This is a genomic window from Anaerotignum propionicum DSM 1682 (assembly GCF_001561955.1).
Lineage (GTDB): Bacteria > Bacillota > Clostridia > Lachnospirales > Anaerotignaceae > Chakrabartyella > Chakrabartyella propionicum.
The window spans coordinates 255,023-273,337 of sequence record NZ_CP014223.1 but is presented as its reverse complement, the minus strand read 5'-3'; the positions used below and the strand labels follow the sequence as shown (position 1 = coordinate 273,337).

At 40.5% G+C, this 18,315-nt stretch carries 17 protein-coding genes and 2 other annotated features; of the genes, 4 read left to right on the top strand and 13 right to left on the bottom strand.

The genetic code is table 11. The annotated features are described in order from the left end of the window. Nucleotides 1-242 (bottom strand) — a binding site (T-box leader). 438 nt (nucleotides 243-680) lie between these two features. From CPRO_RS01240 to CPRO_RS01220, 5 genes are all read right to left on the bottom strand, one after another. Then, a complete protein-coding gene (locus tag CPRO_RS01240; protein ID WP_072743341.1) occupies nucleotides 681-2,759 on the bottom strand; it encodes a methyl-accepting chemotaxis protein in 2,079 nt (692 codons plus the stop codon). Between the two features lie 551 nt (nucleotides 2,760-3,310). After that, nucleotides 3,311-3,664 carry a CD1247 N-terminal domain-containing protein gene (locus CPRO_RS01235; RefSeq protein WP_066046922.1) on the bottom strand — a complete coding sequence of 118 codons (354 nt, stop codon included), beginning with the start codon at nucleotides 3,662-3,664 and terminating at the stop codon, nucleotides 3,311-3,313. A gap of 123 nt (nucleotides 3,665-3,787) precedes the next feature. Beyond that, on the bottom strand, nucleotides 3,788-4,351 hold the full coding sequence (gene efp, locus CPRO_RS01230) for an elongation factor P (RefSeq protein WP_066046920.1): 564 nt from the start codon (nucleotides 4,349-4,351) through the stop codon (nucleotides 3,788-3,790). A 270-nt stretch (nucleotides 4,352-4,621) separates the two neighbouring features. After that, nucleotides 4,622-5,173: a YqeG family HAD IIIA-type phosphatase gene (locus CPRO_RS01225; protein ID WP_159430653.1), complete on the bottom strand. Its 552-nt coding sequence runs from the start codon at nucleotides 5,171-5,173 to the stop codon at nucleotides 4,622-4,624. Then, nucleotides 5,130-5,477, bottom strand: coding sequence for a NifB/NifX family molybdenum-iron cluster-binding protein (locus tag CPRO_RS01220; protein WP_066046917.1), 348 nt, complete (start codon nucleotides 5,475-5,477; stop codon nucleotides 5,130-5,132). The genes CPRO_RS01225 and CPRO_RS01220 overlap by 44 nt, the downstream gene beginning before the upstream one ends. Nucleotides 5,478-5,791: 314 nt before the next feature. On the opposite strand from CPRO_RS01220, the gene CPRO_RS01215 reads away from it, so the two are divergent. From CPRO_RS01215 to CPRO_RS15945, 4 genes are all read left to right on the top strand, one after another. Then, complete coding sequence (locus CPRO_RS01215) at nucleotides 5,792-6,907, top strand: aminopeptidase (RefSeq protein ID WP_066046915.1); 1,116 nt, start codon at nucleotides 5,792-5,794, stop codon at nucleotides 6,905-6,907. A 75-nt stretch (nucleotides 6,908-6,982) separates the two neighbouring features. Continuing rightward, nucleotides 6,983-7,240 (top strand) — a binding site (T-box leader). Between the two features lie 136 nt (nucleotides 7,241-7,376). Then, entirely contained in the window at nucleotides 7,377-9,371 is a 1,995-nt protein-coding gene (gene metG / locus CPRO_RS01210) for a methionine--tRNA ligase (RefSeq protein ID WP_066046913.1), read from the top strand. Then, on the top strand, nucleotides 9,371-10,126 hold the full coding sequence (locus CPRO_RS01205) for a TatD family hydrolase (protein ID WP_066046911.1): 756 nt from the start codon (nucleotides 9,371-9,373) through the stop codon (nucleotides 10,124-10,126). Before metG ends, CPRO_RS01205 begins: the two co-directional genes overlap by 1 nt. Before the next feature lie 279 nt (nucleotides 10,127-10,405). Further along, entirely contained in the window at nucleotides 10,406-11,200 is a 795-nt protein-coding gene (locus CPRO_RS15945; RefSeq protein ID WP_066046909.1) for a G5 and 3D domain-containing protein, read from the top strand. 152 nt (nucleotides 11,201-11,352) lie between these two features. Here CPRO_RS15945 and CPRO_RS01195 read toward each other — a convergent pair whose 3' ends face one another. From CPRO_RS01195 to CPRO_RS01160, 8 genes are all read right to left on the bottom strand, one after another. Next, nucleotides 11,353-11,772, bottom strand: coding sequence for a hypothetical protein (locus tag CPRO_RS01195; RefSeq protein WP_066046907.1), 420 nt, complete (start codon nucleotides 11,770-11,772; stop codon nucleotides 11,353-11,355). Between the two features lie 24 nt (nucleotides 11,773-11,796). Continuing rightward, nucleotides 11,797-12,219: a hypothetical protein gene (locus CPRO_RS01190; protein ID WP_066046905.1), complete on the bottom strand. Its 423-nt coding sequence runs from the start codon at nucleotides 12,217-12,219 to the stop codon at nucleotides 11,797-11,799. A gap of 142 nt (nucleotides 12,220-12,361) precedes the next feature. Continuing rightward, nucleotides 12,362-13,537 (bottom strand): tRNA uracil 4-sulfurtransferase ThiI, encoded by a 1,176-nt coding sequence (gene thiI, locus CPRO_RS01185; protein WP_066046903.1) that lies wholly within the window; start codon nucleotides 13,535-13,537, stop codon nucleotides 12,362-12,364. Between the two features lie 14 nt (nucleotides 13,538-13,551). Further along, on the bottom strand, nucleotides 13,552-14,700 hold the full coding sequence (locus tag CPRO_RS01180; RefSeq protein WP_066046901.1) for a cysteine desulfurase family protein: 1,149 nt from the start codon (nucleotides 14,698-14,700) through the stop codon (nucleotides 13,552-13,554). An 11-nt stretch (nucleotides 14,701-14,711) separates the two neighbouring features. Further along, nucleotides 14,712-15,437 (bottom strand): 16S rRNA (uracil(1498)-N(3))-methyltransferase, encoded by a 726-nt coding sequence (locus tag CPRO_RS01175; protein ID WP_066046899.1) that lies wholly within the window; start codon nucleotides 15,435-15,437, stop codon nucleotides 14,712-14,714. Between the two features lie 3 nt (nucleotides 15,438-15,440). After that, a complete protein-coding gene (prmA, locus tag CPRO_RS01170; RefSeq protein WP_066046897.1) occupies nucleotides 15,441-16,418 on the bottom strand; it encodes a 50S ribosomal protein L11 methyltransferase in 978 nt (325 codons plus the stop codon). Nucleotides 16,419-16,573: 155 nt separating this feature from the next. Then, nucleotides 16,574-17,308: a nucleotidyltransferase family protein gene (locus CPRO_RS01165; protein WP_066046895.1), complete on the bottom strand. Its 735-nt coding sequence runs from the start codon at nucleotides 17,306-17,308 to the stop codon at nucleotides 16,574-16,576. A 16-nt stretch (nucleotides 17,309-17,324) separates the two neighbouring features. Beyond that, a complete protein-coding gene (locus CPRO_RS01160) occupies nucleotides 17,325-18,311 on the bottom strand; it encodes an RluA family pseudouridine synthase (RefSeq protein ID WP_066046893.1) in 987 nt (328 codons plus the stop codon). Between the last annotated feature and the right edge of the window lie 4 nt (nucleotides 18,312-18,315).

Below are 18,315 nucleotides of genomic sequence, written 5' to 3'. Positions count from 1 at the left end.
TGCAGGGACAAGAGCAACAATTCACTCCTGCGGTGCCACCCGGCTTGGTACTAAAAAGTACCCTCTCTTGACATACGAACATATGCCCTCGTTGGTAACGGAGTATCTGCTCCGGCTTGCATACTTAAGGTTCTGCGCGCCCTCAGGAGTCCATTCCTTTCAAAAATCTACGCTGCCTTTCCACCCACGGCAACTCTCTGTTGTTTCTTTTTGAAAGTACTCTTCTCCCTCATCGGTTTATTGGATACATCTTACGACGAAAATGTATATTTGTCAATACAAAGAAGCTTTTTCTACGGTATTCCTACCATCAACCATTCAATTCTCAAATTCTCTGGTCATATTTCACTATCATTCTGCTTTATGAGAAGCAAAGGACACAACAAATTTTACTTTATAAAACGAAATTATAGTATTCTAAAATTATTATCATGACATTCAAATTCTCATTTTCTTTTGAAATATGAATCCTATTTCATCTATATGTAATACCTCCGAAAACTTGCAGAACTTTCGTGACTGTCTCTTGAGCACAAACTAGCTCTATGCCATTCAAAAGGGCAGACTACAAATTTTTCATCTTCCCTTTCTTGATTGTATGGATTTTCATTCCTATAACACTAGCATCCTTTTTTACCTCAAGCAATCATGGATACTCTAACATGAAAATATCTTTTGACTTAGTATTTTTCAAATCCTGACTGATATCCACTGCCAGAATCATCAAACTCCATTGCCATTCCTTCCATATTCCCATGGGAAGACTGCCAAGAACTTTGTGCATCCGCCAACTTAAATTTACCCACTTCACTCTGCAAGGTTTGCGCCTGGGCTGCTAATTCTTCGCTGGATGCAGAACTTTCTTCTGCCGTTGCGGCATTTGTCTGTACAACGGCAGAAACCTGTGTTAATCCTTGGTTAATTTGTGCAATGGCTGTTGCCTGCTCTGCGGAAGCCGTTTCAATTTCTTGAATGGAGCTTGCAACCATTGCTGATTGATCGGAAACCTCTACAAGACATTTTAAAGTCTCATCCGCAAGCTTTTCACCCTCTGATACCTTTGCTGTTGATTTTTCAATCAGCTGGGCAGTTTGTTTCGCTGCTTCCGCAGACTTTGCCGCAAGATTGCGCACTTCATCAGCTACTACGGCAAAGCCCTTGCCTGCATTTCCTGCCCGCGCTGCTTCCACTGCGGCGTTTAACGCAAGAATATTGGTCTGGAATGCAATGTCCTCTACCAGCTTGGTAATTTTAGAAATTTCTTGGGATGAGTCCCCAATCTCCATCATGGCTGAGCTTAAACGCTGCATATACTCATTGCTATCAGATAATCCTCGCACAGATTGTTCCACATATTCTGTTGCCTTTTGTACGCTGACTGCGTTTCGTTCCGCCTGATGGGCAACACTGGTTACGGATGCCGATAACTGTTCTACTGTTGCCGCCTGTTCAGTCGTACCCGAAGATAGAGCTTGTGCCCCGGCAGACACCTGCTCTGCCCCTATATTAACCTGATCCGCAGTTTCATGAATAAGCATCATCGTTCGATTTAAGCTTCCCACAATATTTTCCATAGACTGCTTGATTGCACTAAACTCACCGGGATACTGACTTTGAGCCTGTGCCGTTAATCTCCCATCCTCAATTTCTTTTAAGAAATGTGAAATATCACTGATAATATCCCTGAAAGCTCTTACCATTTCATTGATTTTCATTGCGATAAGACCCATTTCATCCTGTCGGTGAACTGAAAGGTCAATATTTAAGTCGCCTTCCGACATTTTTTCAATTGCAGTAACCACTTCCTGAATAGGCTTGGTTATCCGTGATGCAATTCTTATCGTTGCCAAAATAGAAATCAAAAGTGCAAAAATTCCTAATCCTACTGTACAAATCGCCGATGTTTTTACGCCGGACATGAATTCCGATTCCAGAGCAGTTACATTGACAGACCATCCATTTGTGCCGTCAATGGGCGTATAGGAACCAAACTTCTTATCGCCCTTCCAAACATAAAAGCCAAAGCCGCTTTTGCCTTGTGTCATTTCGGTTTCCAATGCCGCAACCTCTTTATAAAGCTTAGGGTCTTTTTTCACTTCATCCAGATTATTTTGTTTCTTCTGAACTAACGAAAAATCTTTATGGGCCATTTTCACCCCTTGATTATTTAAAATATAAGTACTGCCTGTTTCTCCAATTTGTACGCCGGCTATGATTTCTTCAAAAACTGAATATGGAATTTTCAGCATGACTACCGAATTTTTGTATGAATGCCCAAATTCAAAGTAAACTTCTTCTCCCTCAACAATTGCATCAGATAAAAAACTTTGTCCCCCCATGGCTTTCTGAAAAACTGCATCTTGAGCATAGTTATTTTTACCATTATAAGAAATACCACTGGAATCGGTAATATCCATATCTTGCAGATTATATTTTGATGAAATCGTCTGTAAGTAGGATGATAAATTCAGCGCGCTTGAATTCTCTTTGTATAAAATTGCCGCTTCTGATACAATCACGTACTGGTCAAGCTGTTCTGTAATTTTATTTGCAATCAACTCAGAAGTTTCCCGCATGGTTTTCTGCAAGGAAACCTCCGTTGACTTACTTGTAAAATATACAGAACTCACAGACAATACTGTAATGAGTAATAAAAGCGTAACTGAAACAAAGGTAACCAACTGTGTCTTAATTCCCCTTTGTCCAACCTCCTTTTTTCTCATTCGATACATCCAACCTTGTTTTTTTAATTTCTCCATACCCTTTCCCTCCGTCATCTTAAGTGTTTAGTTGCTTATATATAGACACTCCTTAAAGTGCTATTTTCAATAAATAAGACAAAACCATAGTTTACAGCTTTTTGACACATTTGTCCCCAATCGGAAACAAAATTGTACCGAAACACCAAAATGCAATAATTTAATCTGTCGAAAATTGTAGAATTTATATAATATATTATACCTTACATTGTAATAATTTGTCAATTAATTGTACAATTTACTTATATGTTACTTTTGGACATTTGACGAAAAACCCAATTTATTTTATTTAAACAGTTTAAAACAAAGGAAACCTAGTAAATTTCGGCGTTTACTGTATTTCATAAGCATAGAAATGACAGCTTTGTTATGAGCGTATTTCTAACCGGCACTCGTAAATCAGAAAAATCATACGGCTTGAACACAAAAATCCAGACTTTCCTGAACAAACAAAACCCCGCAGATTCAAGTAGAATCTGCGGGGTTTTTCATATCCCTATTGATTTGGGGTATGGTTCAGTAAGTTACCCTACTAAACTGTACCTTCTCATCTAAAATTTTAAATCATCCGAATTTTCAGTTCCCATAGGAATTTCACTCCCGCAAACAGGACACTGAATTTCTGTTTCTGTTTCCATGGTTTCCCCGTCCACATCAATTTCTTCTCCGCAACTGGGACAGATAAAGGAATATAGATAAATGGGTTGGTTTTCACCATCTTCATCCTCATATTTTTCCATGTCTTCCATTTCTTCATCATCCATGAAGGTTTCCAGCATAAACGCCATATCATCTAATATTTCCAACATGCCGTGGAATATTTTACCTTCCTTGCTGTTCTCGTCAAAGCCGCTTCCATCACACAGACCCCGAAGATAGGTTATTTTTTTTTCAAAGTATTCCATGTTAAAAAGCCCCCTTTTCCATTCATTCATGATTATTCAAAGAACTGCCCAACCGAAAAATAGTAAGTATGAAACCTACTTCTCCCTTGGAAACAGAAGAATAACATCTAGAGCAGGTCTTTTTTAGGAGTTTGCTCTACCTAAATATTCACCGGTTCTTGTATCAATCTTAACCACTTCATCCTGATTGATGAACAAAGGCACCTGAATTTGTGCACCTGTTTCCAAAATAGCAGGCTTTGTTGCACCCTGTGCTGTATTGCCAGCAAAACCGGGTTCTGTTTCTGTAATCTTTAATTCTACAAACAAAGGAGGCTCGATACCAAATACCTGACCATCGTAAGAAAGAATCTTAACCACTTCATTTTCCTTTACAAACTCTAAAGCGTCGCCAACTTCATCAGCATTAATTGCAATCTGCTCATAGGTTTCGGAATTCATAAAATGGAATAAATCTCCATCATTGTACAGATATTCCATATCCTGTCTTTCAATATGTGCTCTGGGCATTTTTTCAGTAGGTCTGAAGGTTTTTTCCAAAACAGCCCCTGTCTTTAAATTTTTGATTTTTGTACGCACAAACGCCGCACCTTTACCGGGCTTAACGTGCTGGAATTCCAAAATTACATAAGGTGCGCCTTCGTATTCCATTGTTACGCCATTTCTAAATTCACCTGCAGAAATCATTCGTATTTCCTCCTCAAAATCATTTCATTCAAAATTCTTTCTACAATTTTTACATTGTATTTATAACAGACAGCGTCTTTCACGCCCTGAAATCAGCTTGAGCTTGTACTCCTTCTGTTTCCTTCGTAAGCCCGTTTTATTCTACACTTACCTCGTCCGTTAGCCAATCATGCTTGCTTTTATAAAAAATAAGCATATCCTTTTACATTCTAATGGAAAAGCCTTTATATTTCAATAAAAACTTATTGAAATTAAGGTATTTTCTATCTTTTATTTCCCTTCACGCTTAAAATATTCTTTTAATACTAATTTTTCCGCACCTCTTTTTATTTTTGTAACCAGTTGATCCCGATTACAGATTGGTGCCGTCAAAATACAGGTTAGACCAGCCCTGTGACCACACCACATATCCGTAAAAACCTGATCCCCAACAATTGCGGTATTCTCCGGTGCAAGCTTCAGCTTTTTCATGGCTTGTCTCAGCTTTCTCACCCCGGGCTTTCCCGCCTTATGCACCGCCAGGGTACGCAAATTCTTGTTAAACAGTCGCACACGAGCCTTATTGTTATTGGAAAGAATGCAAAGGCGAAATCCCTGCTTTCTTAAATATAGGAATAACTCAATCAAATCATTTTCTGGCTCGGCAATATCAAAAGGCGCCACTGTGTTGTCAATATCAAATACCAATCCCTTAATTCCCCTTGCTTTCAGTTCCTCCAAAGGCAGTTCATAAATAGATTTTACAAAAATATCGGGAAAAAAACGTTCTAAAATCATCTCACTCCAACCCTTCTCCATCGTTGCTCCAAAATGCATTTTCATCCACATTCCCCAAACGCTCTCCGCTTAAATAGCGAATCATAATATCATCTGCATTCCCCGTGACACCGTAAAGCAGTTCCACCCGCTTTACCCGCATAATATTTCGTGTACCGGAGCGAATTTTACCGCATATTACAACATTGATGGCTTCCTCCATTAAAAAGCTGCCCAATTCCCGTCCACCCAAGGGTGCAGTCACTTTAGATTTCACCAGCTCAATTTCCACGTCGTATATGGTAAATTCCTCTGCCCTAGAAAAAACAGATTCAATCCGTCCATCTCTTGTTGGTATTGCTACACGCACCAAAAACCCCCCAATCAAAGCCAACCGCATTTATTTTCCAAAATTTCGACTCAAAAGAATTCATAAGGAAAGGATTTTTATGATTTGTTCTTTCTGCTTCAAAATAGTAATCCATAAATTCCCCTTTATTTCAATATATTTTAACCCTTCCGTCATAAATAAAGATGGCTTTCCCACATTTTTTCTTGTACAAGGTTATTGTATCCGCTTTTTTGGCAATTTGTCAATTTTCAGTACATTTTTTTTGCATATATCTTGAAAAAAGTGTAAAATACTACCTATATATATTATTTCAATGAAGGAGCTGATTTTATATGGACGAAAGAATAAAAACTTTAGCATATAATCTGGTAAACTATTCATGCCGACTGGAAAAGGGAGAAAAATTGCTCATCAATTGCAATGGGATTCATCCCACTCCTTTGGTAAAGCAAATCATTAAGGAAGTTTATAAGGTAGGTGGAACGCCCTTTTTACAGGTCATGACAAATTCTTTAGAGAGAGAACTGCTTTTAGGCGCTACGGAAGAACAGCAAAAGATGATGGCTGAGGTGGACAGCCGCTTGATGGAACAGATGGATGCCTTCATCGGCGTTCGTGGAGAAGATAATATTACGGAGCAAGCGGATGTTCCCAATGAAAAATTGGATTTACAAAATCGTTTTTATACCGACCCTGTGCATCACGGTATTCGCGTTCCCCGCACAAAGTGGGTAGTTTTGCGCTATCCTACAAACTCTATGGCGCAATCAGCCCATACCAGCTTGGAAGATTTTGAGGATTTCTACTTTAACGTTTGCAATCTGGATTATAGCAAAATGAGTAAAGCTATGGATTCCTTGGTTGAACTGATGAATAAAACCGATAGGGTACGCCTCATTGCGAAAGATACAGATATTACTTTCTCCATTAAAGATATCCCTGCTGTGAAGTGCGCAGGCCGTTGCAACATTCCCGATGGCGAGGTTTACACCGCTCCCGTGAAAAATTCTATCAATGGTGTAATTACCTATAATACCCCATCGGAATATAATAGCTTTACTTTCGAACATGTAAAATTAACGTTTCAGGATGGTAAAATTATTGACTGTGATGGAAATGACAAGGAACGTCTTGAAAAAATCTTTAATACAGACGAAGGCGCAAGATATGTTGGGGAGTTTGCCATCGGCGTAAATCCTTATATCACAAAGCCTATGAACAATATTTTGTTCGACGAGAAAATTGCCGGAAGCATACATTTTACCCCCGGTAATTGCTACGATGATGCCTATAACGATAACCACTCCGCAATCCATTGGGATTTGGTATTAATTATGACCCCAGAATATGGCGGTGGTGAAATCTGGTTTGATGATAAGCTCATTCGCAAAGACGGCATTTTTGTTCTGCCGGAGCTGGAAGTTTTGAACCCCGAAAATCTGAAATAATAGGGAAAAAAGTAGAAAACCTGGGCTTTATTGTTGACAGAGTTCTTTGAGTTATAGTAAAATCCTATATATGATAAACTGGCTATGAAAAGAAGAGTAAACAAACACGCTATGTAAAAGAGAGCCTTAAAGGCATATTTTGCCTTCGCTGAAAAAAGGTACAGGAGCAGTTGTTGAATATGGTCTTGGAGCCGCGCACCGAAAAGAATCCGTTTCTTTAGGCTGCGACGGGTGCGCCCGTTAAAGCGCAAAGGTACGATTGTACCTAGTGAGGTCTTTTTCGTGAGGAAAAGGCGAATTAAGGTGGTAACACGGTGAATAGCCGTCCTTTGTAATTTTATGAAGGGCGGTTTTTTGATTGTATACGGGTTACTTCTGAATGAAACAGCGCATTCATGTTTATAACTTACAAATCAAGTAAAAAATCGGACAAGTTCTGCATTTTAGATACTATAAAGGAGAGAGAATTGTGGAAAAAGAAAAGTTTTATATCACCACCCCTATTTACTACCCCAGTGACAAACTGCATATCGGCCATTCCTATTGCACCGTTGCAACGGATACCATGGCACGTTATAAAAGGTTGCGGGGTTATGACGTTATGTTCCTTACAGGAACAGATGAGCATGGTCAAAAAATCGAGCGTATTGCAAATAGTCAAGGCAAAGAGCCAAAGGAATATATCGACAATATTGTAGTAGGCATCAAAGAGCTCTGGAAGACTTTAAACATTTCCTATGATAAATTTATCCGTACTACAGATGATTATCATGTAAAAGCGGTACAGCAAATTTTCAAACAGCTTTATGATCAGGGAGATATTTATAAAAGCTCCTATGAAGGCTGGTATTGCACCCCTTGTGAGTCCTTTTTTACAGAGCATCAGCTGGTAAATGGCAAGTGCCCTGACTGCGGACGTGACGTGGAATTGGTAAAAGAGGAAAGCTATTTCTTCCGTCTTTCCAAATATCAGGATCGTATCTTGAAGTATATGGAAGAAAATACAGAGTTCTTGCAGCCAAACACCCGTCAAAATGAAATGATTAATAACTTCTTAAAGCCCGGCTTGGAAGATTTGGCAGTTTCTCGTACTTCTTTCAAATGGGGCGTTCCTGTGGAATTTGACCCCGGTCATATTGTTTATGTATGGATTGACGCCCTTTCCAACTATATCACTGCTTTAGGCTATGGTTCGGACGATGACAGCCTGTTCCATAAATACTGGCCCGCAGATGTTCACGTGGTTGGCAAGGAAATTGTTCGTTTCCATTCCATTATATGGCCTGCTATGTTGATGGCACTGAATCTTCCTTTGCCAAAGCAAATTTTCGGACACGGCTGGTTGGTTATCAACGGCGGTAAAATGTCGAAATCCGTTGGTAACGTAGTTGACCCTAACGTTTTAGTAGAAAAATATGGCGTGGATGCCATCCGTTACTTCCTATTAAGAGAAGTGGCTTTCGGACAAGACGGTAACTTTAATAATGAAGCATTGATTCAGCGTATCAACTCAGACTTGGCAAACGATTTGGGTAACCTTGTTTCCAGAACCGTTGGTATGATTGAGAAATACTTTGGCGGCAAATTGCCTGATGCTCGTACCGAAACACCTTTTGATAAGGATTTAGAGAAAGTAGCTCTAGGTACAGCAGAAAAAGTAGAAGCGGCTATGGAAAAAATGTTCTTTAGTGACGCTTTAATCGAAATTTGGAACTTAATTCGCAGAACCAATAAATATATTGATGAAACACAGCCTTGGATTCTTTGTAAAGATGAAGCAAAACAAGGTGAACTGGCAAACGCATTATATCACGTTGCCGAAAGCATCAGAATTACTTCTATTCTGATTCAGCCCTTTATTCCCACCACACCTGAAAAAATTTGGGCACAGTATAACATGGAAAGCAACCTTGTGGAATGGGAAATGGCGAAAAAATGGGGATTACTGCCCTTTGAATTAAAGGTAGAAAAAGGCGAAACACTCTTCCCTCGTATTGATATGAAAAAAGAATTGGCAGAATTGGAAGCGGCTATCAAGGCTTCTCAGTCTACCGCTGTAGCTAACCAGGGTAAGGAAGAGAAAAAAGAAGAAAAAAAGGAAGAACCTAAAAAACATGAAGAACCCGAATACCCCGCAGAAATTTCCATTGATGATTTTTGCAAGGTACAGCTTAAGGTGGGCGAGGTTATTGCAAGCTCTGTTGTGGAAAACTCCAAAAAACTTTTGCGTAATGTGATTCGCATTGGCGAAGAAGAAAGAGTTGTTTTCTCCGGCATTAAGGAATGGTACACACCTGAGGAAATGGTTGGCAAACGAGTTGTGGTTGCCTATAATTTAAAACCAAGAAAAATGATGGGCGAAATGTCCTACGGAATGATTCTTTGCGCCGATGACGGAAACGGCAATTTGAGTCTTTTGACCACAGAAAAGAAAGACTTCCCCAGCGGAAGTGGAATTAGCTAATGTATTTTGAATCTCATGCACATTTAGATGATAAGCGGTTCAGAGAGGATCGGGAGGAGCTTTTAGGGCTTCTCCCCTCTTTCGGTATAGACTATGTGGTTAACGTTGGGTGTGATGTAAAAAGCTCAAAACAAAGCATCCGCCTTGCAGAACGTTATGACTACATTTTCGCCTCCGTAGGCATTCATCCCCATGAACTGTACGATATGTCATCCCAAACCATAGAGGAACTCCGTCGCCTCTCCCAGCATAAAAAAGTAGTTGCAATTGGGGAAATAGGTTTGGACTATTATTATGATACACACCCAAGAGAGCTGCAACAATTTTGGTTCCGTCAGCAGCTTCGTCTTGCAGAATCTGTTAACAAACCTGTAATAATTCATTCACGAGATGCATCTCAGGAAACTTTTGACATTATGTCCGCAAGCAACGTGCGCAAGGGTGTTATCCATTGTTATTCGGGTTCAGCGCCAATGGCGGTTGAATACACAAAAATGGGGTTTTATATCGGAATTGGGGGAGTTGTGACATTTCCAAATGCGAAAAAAATGGTGGAAGTGGTGGATGCCATACCCCTAGAGAAAATTTTAATTGAGACAGACAGCCCTTATTTGGCTCCTGCACCTAACCGCGGAAAACGAAATGATCCTAGGAATTTGGAATATATTGTAACAAAAATCGCTGAAATTAAAAATATTTCCCCAGAAAACGTGGCAAATATTACTAGTAAAAATGCACAAAATTTATTTTTTTAAAAAAACGTTGCATAAATGTTACAAATATGTTAATATACTATCTGTAAAGTAAAGGTATATCAATACGATATATCTTTATTTTTGCAGTTGTTCGTAAAAAGTAAAGAAAAAGCATGCGGAAGTGACGACTCCCCATGTAAATACGACTGCGGCTCAGCCCTTCGAAAAGGCATGAGCAAAGGCATAAGAATCTATATGTCTATCATAAATACGAGAGGAGCAACCCCTCTGCTATTACCCACATAATCGGCAGGCAGGGTCGTGTTCAAGGAGGAAAAAATGAAAACGCATCTTAGAGTATTTGCTATCGTGGTATTTATATTGGTGATTGGCTGCGGCTCGGCCTCTGCTTACAGCAAACAAAATACACAGTCTGTATTCGTAAATGTGGATGGTGTACCTCGTATGGTATCCACAGACGCTCAAACCGTTGGTGACCTGCTGGAGGAACTCTCCGCTACCATTGACACAGAATATCTTTTGAGTGATTACAAAAAAACAGACGCTGTAACAGATATGATGACCATTTCTCTCACCTCAGTAACTGAAAAAATTGTTGCCACAACAGATGTTGTACCTTATGAAACAGTGGAAAAATCATCTTCCGATTTGAAACCCGGCGAGCGCCGCGTGGTTCAGGAAGGAAAGGAAGGTCAAACCTCCATTGTAAGCAAAGAAGTATATCATGGCGACAAATTAGTAAGTACAGAGCCTGTGGAAACAAAAGTTATCACAAATGCAGTAAATAAGGTCATTGAGGTTGGTGCATCCAACGTCGTTAACGGCATGACTTATCAAAAAGCAATCAATGCAAAAGTAACCGCATATACGCCTTTCGACGCAGGCTGTAATGGTATCACAGCAACAGGAACCACAGCAACCAAGGGCGTTGTAGCAGTAGACCCTAGGGTAATTCCATTGGGCAGTAAGGTTTATGTTCCCGGCTATGGTGTAGCCATTGCTGCGGATACAGGCGGGGCAATTAAGGGTAACCGTATTGACGTCTGTTATGAAACGAAAAATGAAGCATTTTCTTGGGGTGTACAAAACGTGACCGTTTACGTTTTATCCTAATCAAAGAAAATAAATATAAAAAACCACGATACAAAAGACCAAGTCCATGACTTGGTCTTTTTCCATGTAACCAATATTTTAATACTCTTTCCCCCAACGCTATCAAACAGGGAAGAATTCTGACACAAACATTAACCCATCTCTAAATTTATTTATTGTAGTTCATCGCCCCTCCACCGTCGTAAAATGGGAAAAACAAGAATAGGAATACATACCAAGGAGAAATTGATCCAGTTTAAGAATGTAACACCCTGACCCACACTAACAACATTTTCGTACTTCAATTTCATATAAATCAATACCATCATCGGCCAAAAACAAAGAATAGGGATTGAAATCAACAATAATTCTGTTAAAACGGAAAAACTAATTTTCCATCCCCTCCCTTTTAGCTTGTTGAAACAAAGGAACAGCAAAAGAGCCATCAAAACAGGAAGATATGGAGGAAAGATAATCCACCCAAAAAATCTATCTTCGAATAATTTAGGGAAAATCCATGGATAAAGCAAAGCCGCCCATGAAAAAAGCATAGTGTAGAAAAATCTTTTCCGCCCTGCATTTGATGCAAACATTGTATCTCCCCCATATGTTATATTTTATTGAAACGCTTTCTTCTTCCAACATCTTAAAACAGGATAAGCAAAGATTGGAATAAAAGTAAGGACAAAGGCAATCCAAAATTGAGGATAAGCAGTTCTCAAACCTATGGAAAAGCTAATTTTTCCAGTAACGTATAACGTGTGCCAAGACATTAATTGCCAAATGTAAGCAAGCGGAATGGTAAATAAACAAATTTCAATAAAAACAGGGAAACTGCGTATTAGGAACTCATTCTTGGGTTCTAAATTACAAAACAACCCCAAAAGATACATTTGTATCATTACATACTGAAAGCCGTAAAACCCCCACCAATAGCCTGTCTCCTCTGGACCAAAGGAAAACCAAGGGAATAGTATACCCAGCCAAGAAAACAGCATGATTTTAATAAATGTCTTTTTTCCCCACTCTGAAGCAAACATGCCAACGCCTCCAAGTTTACAGTCTCCCCAATGGAAGGTCCATCCTCAAATCGCTTTTCTACTGTTTTATTCCAAAATTATAAGTTAATTAGCACTTACTATATTCTATAATTTTCCACTTCCTATTTCAATTACAAATTTCTTACAACTCAATGATCTCTGCTTTTTGAACAGATTCTTCCAGCAATCTATCCAATTCTGTCAACCGACGCTCGGACTTTTCAATAAAACTCAATCTTGGCTTTGTTACGGGGTGCTTTGCAACAAATACCGTGCAACAATCTTCATAAGGTCTTGCAGAAATCTCAAAGGTACCAATTTTCTGGGCAAGATTTATAATTTCCTGCTTATCCATTCCCGCTAAAGGGCGCAAAACAGGCATTTCACAAACTGCATTAATGGCATAAATGCCCTGCATAGTCTGGCTGGCAACCTGTCCCACGCTTTCACCTGTAATCAATGCCATAGCTTCATCCTTTTTGGCAATCATCTCTCCTGCACGCATCATGGCACGTTTCAAATGAATGGTGAGCTTATCGTGGGCAACATTATCCAATAAATAGAGCTGTAGCTCTGTAAATGGCACAACATACAGGCGGAATTCTCCCGTAAAATCGGCAATTCTTTTTGCCAGATCAATGACCTTTTCCTTGGCCCATTCGCTGGTATAAGGTGGACTGTGGAAATAAACGCCTTCCACTTCAACACCACGTTTTGCCATCATCCAAGTTGCCACAGGGCTGTCGATGCCGCCGGAAAGGAGGCTGACGCCTTTGCCTGAACTGCCATAAGGCAACCCACCATAGGTTTTAATCCCTTTGGAATGAATATAAACGCTGTTTCTGATTTCAATATTCAACATTACGTCGGGTTTATGCACATCCACCTTTAAATTTGGCATTTGCTCCAGTAAATACTCCCCAACCTTCATATTCATATCCATTGAGGGTATGGTAAAGCCTTGATTCGCCCTTCTGGTCTTTACCTTAAAGGAAATCTGCTGGTCGCCATACTGCTCCTTCATATGGCGATACGCTTCCTCTAAAATGGTTTCATAGGTCATATCTGCCAAACGAACCCCAGGGCACACCTCTACCAAACCAAAAATGGGTACCACCCGAGGAATCAGCAAATCGTAATCCAATTCGCCACTTCTATCCTCCACAATCAATCTGCCCGGATCTCTAACCACATAATAATTCCCCAATGGGTCAATATTTCTACGGATAGCGGAAATCAATCGATTAATAAAGATGTATCGGTTATTGCCTCTCATTGCAATTTCACCGTATTTTATGATTAAAACCTTTTCTGCCATAATGCTCCCCTTTTTTATCTGTTATATTTTCTTAAAAATGGCACTGACTTTTCCAATGCCAATAAACAGGTTCCAATTTCTTCCATGGTATTATATCTTGAAAAGCTAAAGCGAACAGCCCCTTCTATTTCCGAAAAAGGCATACCCATTGCCATTAGAACAGGGCTTCCTACTTTCTTTTTACTATCGCAAGCGGAGCCTGCGGAAACAATGATACCCTTACTTTCCAAGTCGTGGAGTAATACCTCGCTGCGTAAGCCTTCAAAGGTAACATTTAAAACGTAAGGACTAGCACCTTCTAATCCATCTCCATTGATTTTTGTATTGGGCATTGCCAAAATTCCTTCTGCTAAAGTCTTTTTTAGAGCAGATACATGGGCAATACTTTCTTGCATATGGTGAAAGGCTTCCTCCGCTGCAACCCCTAAAGCCGCCACAGCAGGGCCGTTCTCTGTACCCGCTCTTTGCCCTTTTTGCTGACCACCACCAAGAATAAAAGGCTTTACCTTGGTACCCTTTCGCATGTACAACATACCTACACCCTTAGGGCCATGAATTTTATGCCCACTCATAGTAAGGAGGTCTATCTTCATCTTTTCCACATCTATGGGGTATTTTCCAAAGGCTTGGACTGCATCCACATGAAATAATGTTTGAGGATTTTTTTCTTTAATCAGCTTACCAATTGTCACTCCGTCTTGCACAACCCCTGTTTCATTATTCACTAATATGATACTCACCAAAACGGTATCGGGTCGAATTGCAGCAGCCAATTCCTCTAGAGAAATATGTCCCTTGGAATCAACGGTGAGCCAAGTTACTTCACATCCATTTTCCTCCAAAGCCTTCATGGGATTTTTCACCGCAGGATGCTCAATCTGGGTTGTAATGAAATGCCTGCCGTGCCTTTGATAGCCCTCTGCCGTACCAAAAATTGCCCAGTTATCCCCTTCTGTGCCGCCGCTGGTGAAAAACACTTCATCCTCCCTGCAATGAATTCCACGGGCTAAAATCTGAGATGCATGACGTATCTCCTTATCAACCGCCAAGCCCATTACGCTTACGGAGGCTGGGTTTCCGTATTGCTCGGTCAGCATATATGTCATTTTCTCCGCCACAGCAGGCAACGCTCTTGTGGTAGCGGCATTATCCAAATAAATCATCTTACTCCTCCTTAACCTAACTCGTACAGCAAAATAGCAATGGCAGTCATACCCGCCGTTTCTGTACGCAAAATCCGCTTACCAAGGGTAACAGGCAACACTCTTGCATCTATCGCCCCATGAATCTCTTCTTCTGTAAAGCCACCTTCCGGGCCTATAAAAACACCTATTTCATTCCCCGAAAAACCTTCTACAAAGGAGCGTATTCCTCTGTTATCCTCTTTTTCATAGGGAATGATTGCGCCGGATAAAGTCTTTGCTTCTGCTAAAGCCTCCGAAAAGCGCAGAACCTTGGGTGCAATCTCAGGGATTTTACCCCTTCCACTTTGCTTTGCCGCCGCTTCGGCAATCTTTTGCCAGCGTTCCAGCTTTTTCTCCTCTTTTTTATCCAACTTCACGATACAGCGCTCCGTAGAAACAGCAACAATACGATCTACACCTAATTCTACGCATTTTTGGATAATCAGTTCCATTTTATCAGCCTTAGGCAAACCTTGATAAAGGGTAATCTTTGTTTTAGGCTCCGACTGGCATGGCTCACGGGAGAGAATTTCTGCCGTAACGCCTTCCTCCAAAGATGCAATTCGGCAAAAATAATCTGTTCCCAAACCATCGCAAAGGGTAATTTCCTCCCCTTCCCGAGAGCGCAATACAGTTTTAATATGCTTTGCATCCTCCCCAATTACTTGGATGAGGTTATCTTTTATTTGATGAGGTTCTACAAAAAATTTTGGCATCTCTTATCCCTCATAGCGAGCCGCAATGGCCACCCAACCTTTTTTCTCTTTTACTTCCAATACGGAATATCCGCCAACGACCAAGGCAGAAAGCACATCTTCTTTCCGTTCAATGATAATACCACTGCAAAGGAAAATGCCGCCATCCTTAATATAATCAGGCACTTTTTTGGTCAATGCAATGATTACATCAGCAACAATATTTGCCTCAACCATATCGTACTTTTTCCCGCTGTATTTTTCATGAAGGGCTTCGTCCTCCAAAATATTACCGGCACAAACATGATACTTTTCTCTGGGAATATCATTTCGATCGCTATTTTCGTATGCAATTTCCATTGCGTTAGGATCAATATCCACAGCATCTGCTTCCTTTGCTTCCAGCAAAAGTGACGCAATAGATAGGATACCACTGCCACAGCCAATATCCAAAACCATATCGTCTTTCTTCAAATAGGTTTCAATAAGCTCCATACAAAGCTGGGTGGTTTCGTGGGTTCCTGTACCAAAGATATGGCCCGGGTCAATCTTCAATACCACCTTGTCTGTTGCCTCTGTCAGTTCCTCCCAAGAAGGTTTAATCATGATTTTTTCTCCAACAGGAAAAGGCTTAAAATATTTCTTCCAGTTGTTCGCCCAATCCTCTTCCTGCACATTTTTCATGGTCATTTCCAAAGAGCCTAAATCCAGTTCTTTTTCCTGCTCCTGAATTACAGCCAAAGCACTCTTAATTTGTGCCAGCTGTTCTCTACCATAAAGGTTGTCTCTCAAGAAAAAAGTAATCCCTGTTTCCAGCTTTTGTTTTTCCTCCACCAGTTCGTCAGCAACATAGTCCCAATCTCTGTCGGGCGCCTCCAAAAACTCCTGAAAATCCGCCTCATCACTAATCATCAGCCCTGTCAGGCCGCACTCGTACAATAAACCTGCAATTGGCTCCAGCCCTGTTTGGCTTACTGCTACAAAAACTTCAATCCATTCCATGGTATTTCTCCTTTTTAGCGTATTTTCATTTTAAATTTACATTAAAAAACCGCTGGGACGTCCTCTCATAAAGAAGCAATTTGTTTACTTCCTTACGGGAGAGCATCAAGCGGCTCTTTTTGCTGTCAGTCGCCGCAATTGCGTCGGACTCGGACTTAATCCTCAAACATTTCGCAAACCTCACGGTAGCTTTCCGGCGTACCGATATCATAGCATTCCTCCGTGAATGTATAGGCATACACTTCTTTGCGCCGATACAACCAAGCAGGGAAATTCCCCGGTGCATCTGGCTTATTCCCCTCAGCCAAATAGGTGGCAAAAAGAGGTACCGTTTCCTTTTTATATAAGTACGTGGCAAACACGACAGTATTTGATTTTGGTTGTTGTGGTTTCTCTTCAATATCCAGAACCAATCCCTTTTCATTCAAAAGGGCTATTCCAAATTGGGATAAAGACTCTTTGTCCTCCCAAACCTTCACACAAACACAGTCCCGATTTTTTTCATGAAAATAATCCACATAATCCTTCAAGGAATAGGTAAAGAAATTATCCCCCGCAATGACCATCAGCTCGTCGTCAATTTTCATCTCTTGAATGACAAAGGAAATATCTCCAATTGCCCCCCGTTTGTTGCTGTCATCCGTAGTTCCATCATCTAAAATAAAAACGGGCACCTTACTATGAACCGTTTTCGCCCAGTCTAAAAACTGTTCGTAAAAACGGCTGTTAGTAACCACATAAATCTCATCCAAACCTTCTACATGGTTCATTTCATCAATAATATAATCAATAATCGGCTTTTTATTAATCGGGAGCAAAGCCTTAGACTTATGCAAAGTTAAAGGATATAGCCTTGTTGCATAGCCTGCCGCCAATATAATGGCTTTCATATTTGCGCCTCCTTCGTTACTCCAACGCCACACTTTCCCCAAAAATATCTTCTACAATCTGCTGAAATACCTTCGGTAACGGTGCAATGAGGGTTTTGCCCTTCAAATAGCTTAAAAAACCGTCCGTGTTGGAAAATACAAGCCTTGCCCCATGTAAAAACTGGTTTGACAGACCAAAGTTCTGTCTAAATTCTTGATTTACCGCGGTATCTCCATATTTTCGGTCACCCACAACCGGATGCCCCATGGCTTGCATATGGGCACGGATCTGATGGGTTTTTCCTGTAATTAAGTGAATCTCCAAAAGGGTATAGCCATTTTGATAGGCTAAGGGGCGATAACGGGTAATGCTTTCTTTGCCATCAATGCCCGCTTCCTTTGAAATACGCACTTGGTTTTTGCCCTCTTCCTTGGAAAGAAAAGCAGAAATTTCACCGGCTTGCTTTACCTCTCCCTGAACCAACGTAAGGTAGTACTTGTCCACCTGCTTGTTACGAATGGCCTCATTCAGACTCTGCACGCCTTTCAAGGTTTTTCCTGCCAACACAATACCGCTGGTATTACGATCCAAACGGTTGCAAAGAGCAGGGGTAAAGGTACTTTCCATGGAAGGTGCATACTGCCCTTTTTCATAGAGGTAAAACAAAACCTGATCGATTAAAGTATCCTTATCCTCACTCTTTTCCGGGTGAGTCAAAAGACCTGCCGGCTTTGCCACAGCAAGAACATCATCATCCTCAAAAACGATGGCAAAATGACGCTTTGCTTGGGCAACAGCCTTTTCCTCCATGAAAGAACACATGGTTTCCTCGGAAAGATACAGCGAAAGGGAGTCACCCGCTCGGAGTAACTCGCTGCCTTCCGCCTTTTTTCCATTATATTTGATGCGTTTTTTTCTAAGCATCTTATAAATAAAGGCTTTGGAAGCCTTATTCATATATTTCAGCAGGAATTTATCCAGCCTTTGATTCTCTTCATTTTTGGTAATTCTGATCTCTTTCAATACG

What these genes read in the sequence shown, in the direction of transcription:
- CPRO_RS01215 (WP_066046915.1), top strand. Translation starts at nt 5,792, where the DNA reads ATGGACGAAAGAATAAAAACTTTAGCATATAATCTGGTAAACTATTCA.
- CPRO_RS01180 (WP_066046901.1), bottom strand. Translation starts at nt 14,700, where the DNA reads ATGATTTATTTGGATAATGCCGCTACCACAAGAGCGTTGCCTGCTGTG.
- prmA (WP_066046897.1), bottom strand. Translation starts at nt 16,418, where the DNA reads ATGGAATGGATTGAAGTTTTTGTAGCAGTAAGCCAAACAGGGCTGGAG.
- CPRO_RS01195 (WP_066046907.1), bottom strand. Translation starts at nt 11,772, where the DNA reads ATGTTTGCATCAAATGCAGGGCGGAAAAGATTTTTCTACACTATGCTT.
- CPRO_RS01205 (WP_066046911.1), top strand. Translation starts at nt 9,371, where the DNA reads ATGTATTTTGAATCTCATGCACATTTAGATGATAAGCGGTTCAGAGAG.
- CPRO_RS15945 (WP_066046909.1), top strand. Translation starts at nt 10,406, where the DNA reads ATGAAAACGCATCTTAGAGTATTTGCTATCGTGGTATTTATATTGGTG.
- CPRO_RS01235 (WP_066046922.1), bottom strand. Translation starts at nt 3,664, where the DNA reads ATGGAATACTTTGAAAAAAAAATAACCTATCTTCGGGGTCTGTGTGAT.
- CPRO_RS01165 (WP_066046895.1), bottom strand. Translation starts at nt 17,308, where the DNA reads ATGAAAGCCATTATATTGGCGGCAGGCTATGCAACAAGGCTATATCCT.
- CPRO_RS01190 (WP_066046905.1), bottom strand. Translation starts at nt 12,219, where the DNA reads ATGTTTGCTTCAGAGTGGGGAAAAAAGACATTTATTAAAATCATGCTG.
- CPRO_RS01175 (WP_066046899.1), bottom strand. Translation starts at nt 15,437, where the DNA reads ATGCCAAAATTTTTTGTAGAACCTCATCAAATAAAAGATAACCTCATC.
- efp (WP_066046920.1), bottom strand. Translation starts at nt 4,351, where the DNA reads ATGATTTCTGCAGGTGAATTTAGAAATGGCGTAACAATGGAATACGAA.
- thiI (WP_066046903.1), bottom strand. Translation starts at nt 13,537, where the DNA reads ATGGCAGAAAAGGTTTTAATCATAAAATACGGTGAAATTGCAATGAGA.
- CPRO_RS01225 (WP_159430653.1), bottom strand. Translation starts at nt 5,173, where the DNA reads ATGAAAATGCATTTTGGAGCAACGATGGAGAAGGGTTGGAGTGAGATG.
- CPRO_RS01240 (WP_072743341.1), bottom strand. Translation starts at nt 2,759, where the DNA reads ATGGAGAAATTAAAAAAACAAGGTTGGATGTATCGAATGAGAAAAAAG.